The 6128-nt window shown below is 41.0% G+C and carries 4 protein-coding genes; 1 reads left to right on the top strand and 3 read right to left on the bottom strand.

The features are described from left to right. The coding region (locus CWS20_RS26880; protein WP_142385431.1) for an aldehyde dehydrogenase family protein at positions 1-669 on the bottom strand (669 nt) is incomplete at its 3' end. 262 nt (positions 670-931) lie between these two features. Between CWS20_RS26880 and CWS20_RS26875 the strand changes: the two genes are divergently transcribed. Continuing rightward, entirely contained in the window at positions 932-2404 is a 1473-nt protein-coding gene (locus tag CWS20_RS26875) for a sigma-54 interaction domain-containing protein (protein ID WP_066194888.1), read from the top strand. Between the two features lie 14 nt (positions 2405-2418). Here the strand turns inward: CWS20_RS26875 and CWS20_RS26870 are convergent, their stop codons facing one another. Together CWS20_RS26870 and CWS20_RS26865 are read right to left on the bottom strand one after the other, a co-directional pair. Then, positions 2419-4107 carry an ABC transporter ATP-binding protein gene (locus CWS20_RS26870; protein ID WP_101226458.1) on the bottom strand — a complete coding sequence of 563 codons (1689 nt, stop codon included), beginning with the start codon at positions 4105-4107 and terminating at the stop codon, positions 2419-2421. A 128-nt stretch (positions 4108-4235) separates the two neighbouring features. Further along, a complete protein-coding gene (locus tag CWS20_RS26865) occupies positions 4236-5963 on the bottom strand; it encodes an ABC transporter ATP-binding protein (protein ID WP_066194887.1) in 1728 nt (575 codons plus the stop codon). Positions 5964-6128 lie beyond the last annotated feature (165 nt).

Genomic DNA, 6128 nt, shown 5'->3' with positions numbered 1-6128 from the left:
TTCTTCCATTACTTCAACGAACTTCGCTGCAACGATTGGCGTTGTAGAAGCTGGCTTTAATAGAACTGTATTACCTGCAACGATTGCTGCTACAGTTGTACCAGCCATGATTGCAAGCGGGAAGTTCCAAGGAGAGATGATGATTCCAACGCCTAATGGAATATAGTCATAACGGTTATATTCATTTGGACGGCTGTTTACTTTTACACCGTCTTTGATTTCTAGGATTTGACGAGCATAGTATTCTAGGAAGTCAATTGCTTCTGCTGTATCAGCATCTGCTTCATTCCAAGGTTTACCCGCTTCTTTCGTTAGCAATGCAGAGAATTCAAACTTGCGGCGACGGATAATAGCAGCCGCTTTGAAAAGCACATCCGCACGTGTTTCAGGCTTTACTTTTCTCCAAGTTTTGAACGCTTCAACAGCTGCTTGCATCGCTTGTTCAGCGTGGTCACGAGTTGCTTTAGACACTCGGCCAATAACTTCTTCTTTATTAGCAGGGTTAACGGAAACAATTTTTTCTTCTGTCGAAATGCGTTCTCCGCCAATCAATAAGTCATAATCCTGCCCTAGGTAGCCCTTAACAGTTTCTAGCTCTTTTAAATACGCATTTTTATTTTCCTCGATTGAAAAGTCTGTAAATGGTTCGTGCTTATACGGTTGTACCATGATTTCGTTCCTCCCTATATAGAAATAATTATATTTTCCCAAGTGAACCAACAATCTGAAACTTCTAATCATTCTTTTTTATGCCTACAGCATCTATTATTGCAAATACCGTGCCAATTATCAAAAATATGAATTTGCAGTATTTTTCTTATTTTGTGCGCAAATATTTTTTTCTAAAAGAAAAATAATTTTGCATCACAATGCAAAAAAATATTGCATTCGATTATAATATAGACATGTATTTCTTGATTAGGAGCTAATGATGATGACCGAAAAGAAACATGATACAGAATTAATGAATATCTTTTTCCAAAGGATATTGGATGAAATAGACGCAGGCGTTCATGTTGTAGATGGTGACGGCAAGACAGTGATATACAATCGAAAAATGGCAGAGATCGAAGACATGAAGGTTGAAGAGGTGTTGGATAAAAGTTTGCGTGAGGTTTTCTCCTTTGAACATAATGAAGACAGCCGATTGCTAGAAGCTGTTCAAAAGGGAATTAAAATCGAGAATGCCAAACAAACATACTATAATAATCAAGGACAGGAAATTACGACAATCAACCATACCATTCCAATTGTCCATAATCGAGCTCGGATCGGAGCAATGGAAATTGCCAGAGATGTGACCCGGCTGGAAAAGCTGATTAGGGAAAATCGCCATCATCGCGAAGACGCGCGTTATACATTTGATAGCATTATCGGCAGGAGCCGGCAAATAGCTGATGTGATTGAGGCAAGCAAGAGAGCAACAAGGACAAGCTCTTCCGTTTTAATTATTGGCGATACGGGAACCGGAAAGGAATTGTTTGCGCAAAGTATTCATAATGGCAGCGATCGCGCCATCCGCCCTTTCATTTCGCAAAACTGTGCAGCGATTCCGGATAGTTTAATTGAAGGGATTTTATTCGGAACAAAGAAGGGTGCATTCACAGGCGCCATTGAGCGGCCTGGTTTATTTGAACAAGCGGAGGGCGGCACAATTCTGCTTGATGAGATTAACTCTTTGGATATTTCCCTGCAAGCAAAGCTGCTGCGTGTGTTACAGGAAAAAACGGTGCGCAGGGTGGGCGATACGAAAGATCAAAATATAGATGTACGTATTATCGCGACCATTAATGAAGATCCAATTGATGCGATTGCAAGCGGACGGCTGCGAAAGGATTTATATTATCGGCTAGGTGTCGTTTCCCTGTTTATTCCTCCTTTACGAGAAAGGCAGAGCGATATCCCCGACCTGATTCATTTCTTTATTGAGAAGTATAATGATCGCTTTGGCATGAATGTGAAAAATGTAGATGAACTTGTCCTGCAAAAATTATTGCAGCATGAGTGGCCCGGCAATGTCCGCGAGCTTGAGCATATCATCGAAGGGGCGATGAATTTAATTGAATACGAGGATACGATTACCTTCCACCACCTCCCTATCCACTATCGCCACAAGCTTCATATGATTGAAAATATTGAGGGGCAAAAGAAAGCGGCGACAGAGGAGGACAGCAGTTTAAATAGCAACCTGTATAATGGACATGATGTCAACAGGACCAAGCAGGATGATGGTCCTTCTTCAGCTTTAGTTAATAAAACGTTAAATCAATACCTTGAAGAAGCCGAATACAACTTCATCAAAGCAGCACTAACCCAAAACCAGCACAACATCACCAAAACCGCACTAACCCTCGGCATGAGCCGCCAAAATCTGCAATATCGCATTAAAAAGCACAACCTTTAAAAAAATGTTGTGCTTTAGATTGTGAATTGCTGATTGTACATGTCATGGTAGATGCCATGCTGCTGCAGGAGTTGGCGGTGGTTGCCTTTTTCGATAATGCTGCCATCTTTTATGACGAGGATGGTGTCCGCTTGTTCGATTGTCTTGAGGCGGTGGGCGATGATAAACGTCGTTTTGCCTTCTGTTAGCTTCGCCAGCCCCTTTTGTATTTCAATCTCGGTCCGTGTATCAATACTGGATGTCGCTTCATCCAAAATCAATATATCCGATTCCGCAAGCATTGCACGTGCAATCGCAATCAACTGCTTTTGTCCCTGGCTTAAATTCACTCCGCCAGAATCAATCTTTGTATTATACTTCTCTGGAAGATGCTTAATAAATCCATCCGCTGAGGCAAGCTTCGCTGCTTCAACCACTTCATCATCTGTCGCATCAAGTCTGCCATAGCGTATATTATCCATGACTGTTCCGGAAAATAAGTAAGTTTCCTGCAGGACAATCCCAACTTTTGAACGAAGTGATTGAATGCTGTAATCTTGAACCCTTCTTCCATCAATCTGAACCTCACCTGCCGTCACATCATAAAACCTGGCCAATAAATTAATAATCGTTGTTTTTCCAGAACCTGTTGCACCGACTAACGCAACTGTTTCACCTGGTTTCACAGAAAAATGAATATCCGATAGTACAAGCTTATCTTCATAAGCAAACGATACATGTGAAAAGTTGACAGTTCCTGTAAACGCAGCCACTTCGATAGCATGAGGATGATCTTCCATATCAGGCTTTTCATCCATTATCTCAAACACACGCTCCGCTCCTGCAATCGCCGATTGAAAAGTATTAATTAAATTCGACATCTGATTAATCGGACGGTAAAAACTGCGAGCATATGTAACAAATGCTGCTATGATACCAATCGTCGCCATTTCATTAATCGTCAAAACCGCTCCTGCAAAAATCACCAGTGCAAGCCCTAAGTTATTAATAAAGTTGTTGACTGGGCCAAGAAAGCCGGATGAGATTTCAGCCATCATTGCCGAGCTACGCAGGCGCTCATTTTCAGCTGAAAACCTCTCATAAACCGCCTCTTCCTTGCCATATAGCGTAATAATCTCCAGCCCGGAAATGGACTCTTCAACCGTTCCATTCATCGCACCTAAATCCCGCTGTCTCTTAATAAAATTACTGCTGCTGTATTTAATTATTTTATTGGTCGCATAAAACATAAATGGAATCACAAACAAAGTAACAATAGCCAGCATCCAATTCAACATCAGCATCGCAATGGCCACACCTGCAATCGTTAAGACAGAGGAAAAAATTTGAACGACGCTTTGGCTTAGTGCTGCATTTAAATTTTCAATATCATTCGTTACTCGGCTCATAAGCTCACCATGCTTACGCTTATCAAAAAAGCTTAAAGATAATCGCTGAAAATGATTAAATAAATCCTGACGCATCTGCTGAATCGTTTTCAATGAAACCCTGACCATCACGTATGATTGCAGCCAAGTAATAATTGCCGCCCCTGCATATACAGCCGCAAGCACCCCTGCCAATCTCATCGTTCCGTTTATATCCCTTGGAATAATATAATCATCCATTATTCTCCCAATTAAGTACGGACCTAATAAGCTAAGAGCTGTCGAAATCATTACTAGCAAAATCGCAAGCACCATACCGCCCTTTTGCCTTTTCATATAGTGCCATATTCGCTTTATCGTACCTACTCGATCCTTCGGCTTCACAACAGGTCCGCCAAATCGGCTCGGACCACGGCCAAAATTCAATGTCTTTTGCTGTTGTCCTGTTTGACTTTTTTGAGTACTCACTTGACCGTACCCCCTTGTGCGATAAAAGTATCTCTATATACAGCATTCAACTTTATCAATTCTTCATGTGTGCCTTTTCCTGCAATCTCTCCATCCTCAAGAACTAAAATTTGATCTGCTTGTTTAATCGAAGAAATTTTTGAGGAAATAATGATTTTAGTAGACTCCTCATAATTTTTGCTTAATGCTTGATTAATCGCCGATTCTGATAAAGCATCTACAGCTGATGTGGAATCATCAAGAACAAGAATTGCCGGTTTGCGCACAAATGCTCTGCCAATGGATATCCGTTGTTTTTGCCCGCCTGACAAATTATTTCCCCCTTGTGCAACTGGATGGGACAATCCTTCGTCCAGCTTGAGGCTAAACTCACTCACTCGCGAGGAATCAGCAGCTTCCATAAGCTCTTGCTCCAAGGCATCAGCTTTGCCATCAAGCATATTCGACCGAATCGTGCCAGAGAAAAGAAGAGCACGCTGAGTCACTACACCTATCGCTGCTCGCAAAACCTGTAATCGATAGTCTTGAATATCTATCCCATCAATTAGTATTCTGCCTTGGTCTGCATCATAAAGTCTTGGAATGAGCTTTGTCAGCGTTGATTTCCCGCTTCCTGTTGAACCGATAATGCCTAATGTCTCTCCCTGCTTCACTGAGAAAGTAAGATTCTTCAACACGTATTCACCATTTTTGCTATAACTATATGAAACATCTTGAAATGTTACATCACCATTGATTTTTGGGGTTATCCCACCCGCTCCATCTTTTATATCAATTTCTGCGGATAAAACCTCCTGTATGCGATCTGCAGACGGAAATGCGCGCGTTATCATCATTAATACATGGCTGCTCGACATGAGACCATTCATAATAATCGTCATATAGTTTATGAATGCTAGAATGACACCGACGCTAATTGACCCTTCATCTACCTTAACTACACCTAGCCATAAGGCTGCAACCATCCCTAGATTGACAACAAATAATAGAATCGGCATCATTAAGGCAAGCAATTGTTCGGCAGAAATATTCACTTTTGTTAATTCATTATTGGCCCCGGCAAATTTTCCCTTTTCAAAGCTTTGTCTGCCAAAAGCTTTCACAACCCTCATCCCTGCCAAGTTTTCTTGCAGTCTCGTATTTACTCTATCAATCGCTTCCTGCACCTTTTTAAATAGCACGCCAGATTTTCTCGTAAAATAAACAATAATAACAAAGAGAATCGGCACCGCGACTGCTAATATCGGAAAAAGCTCTCTTGCTGTAAAAAAGACAATCACTATACTTCCTATAAAAAGAAAGGGACCACGCACGAAAATCTTCAAGGTCATCATCACTGCTCTTTGCAGCAAGGTAATATCATTGGTCACAATCGTAATGAGCTTGCCTGTACCAAAGGCATCCACATTTTTACTGGAGAAACCCTCAATTTTCCGAAAAACATCTTTGCGCAAATCAGTTGAAAAATGCACAGCTGCCCGAGTGCTGTATATAGAGCAGCCGATTCCGCCAATCAATCCGATAATCGCCGTTCCCAGCATTAATAAACCTAAATTAATCGTCAAGTTTGTATCGCCATTTGCAATCCCATCGTCAATCATATGCTGCATAATTGTTGGTTGAAGCAAATCCATGCCTACCTCAACAAACATGAGCAGCGGCCCAATGATGGCAAATAACCAATAAGGCTTTAAATAGCTTAATAACATTTTAAAAGATTGCATCTATCAATCCCGCTTTCCATTCTTTCTTGATGTCCGATTTATTTATTTTATACCTTTTAAAGGGTAAAAACAGCACTTTTTTGTCATTGCCTGAACTGTTCTACAAGATAAAATGCTCTGTTCATTTCGTTTAACAGAGCGAAAAAAATCAAAACCACCAGTGTG

This window comes from Cytobacillus horneckiae, from assembly GCF_002835735.1.
In the GTDB taxonomy this organism is placed as follows: domain Bacteria; phylum Bacillota; class Bacilli; order Bacillales; family Cytobacillaceae; genus Cytobacillus; species Cytobacillus horneckiae.
This window is presented reverse-complemented; position numbering and strand designations above follow the sequence as displayed.

What these genes read in the sequence shown, in the direction of transcription:
- CWS20_RS26875 (WP_066194888.1), top strand. Translation starts at nt 932, where the DNA reads ATGATGACCGAAAAGAAACATGATACAGAATTAATGAATATCTTTTTC.
- CWS20_RS26870 (WP_101226458.1), bottom strand. Translation starts at nt 4,107, where the DNA reads ATGAAAAGGCAAAAGGGCGGTATGGTGCTTGCGATTTTGCTAGTAATG.
- CWS20_RS26865 (WP_066194887.1), bottom strand. Translation starts at nt 5,963, where the DNA reads ATGCAATCTTTTAAAATGTTATTAAGCTATTTAAAGCCTTATTGGTTA.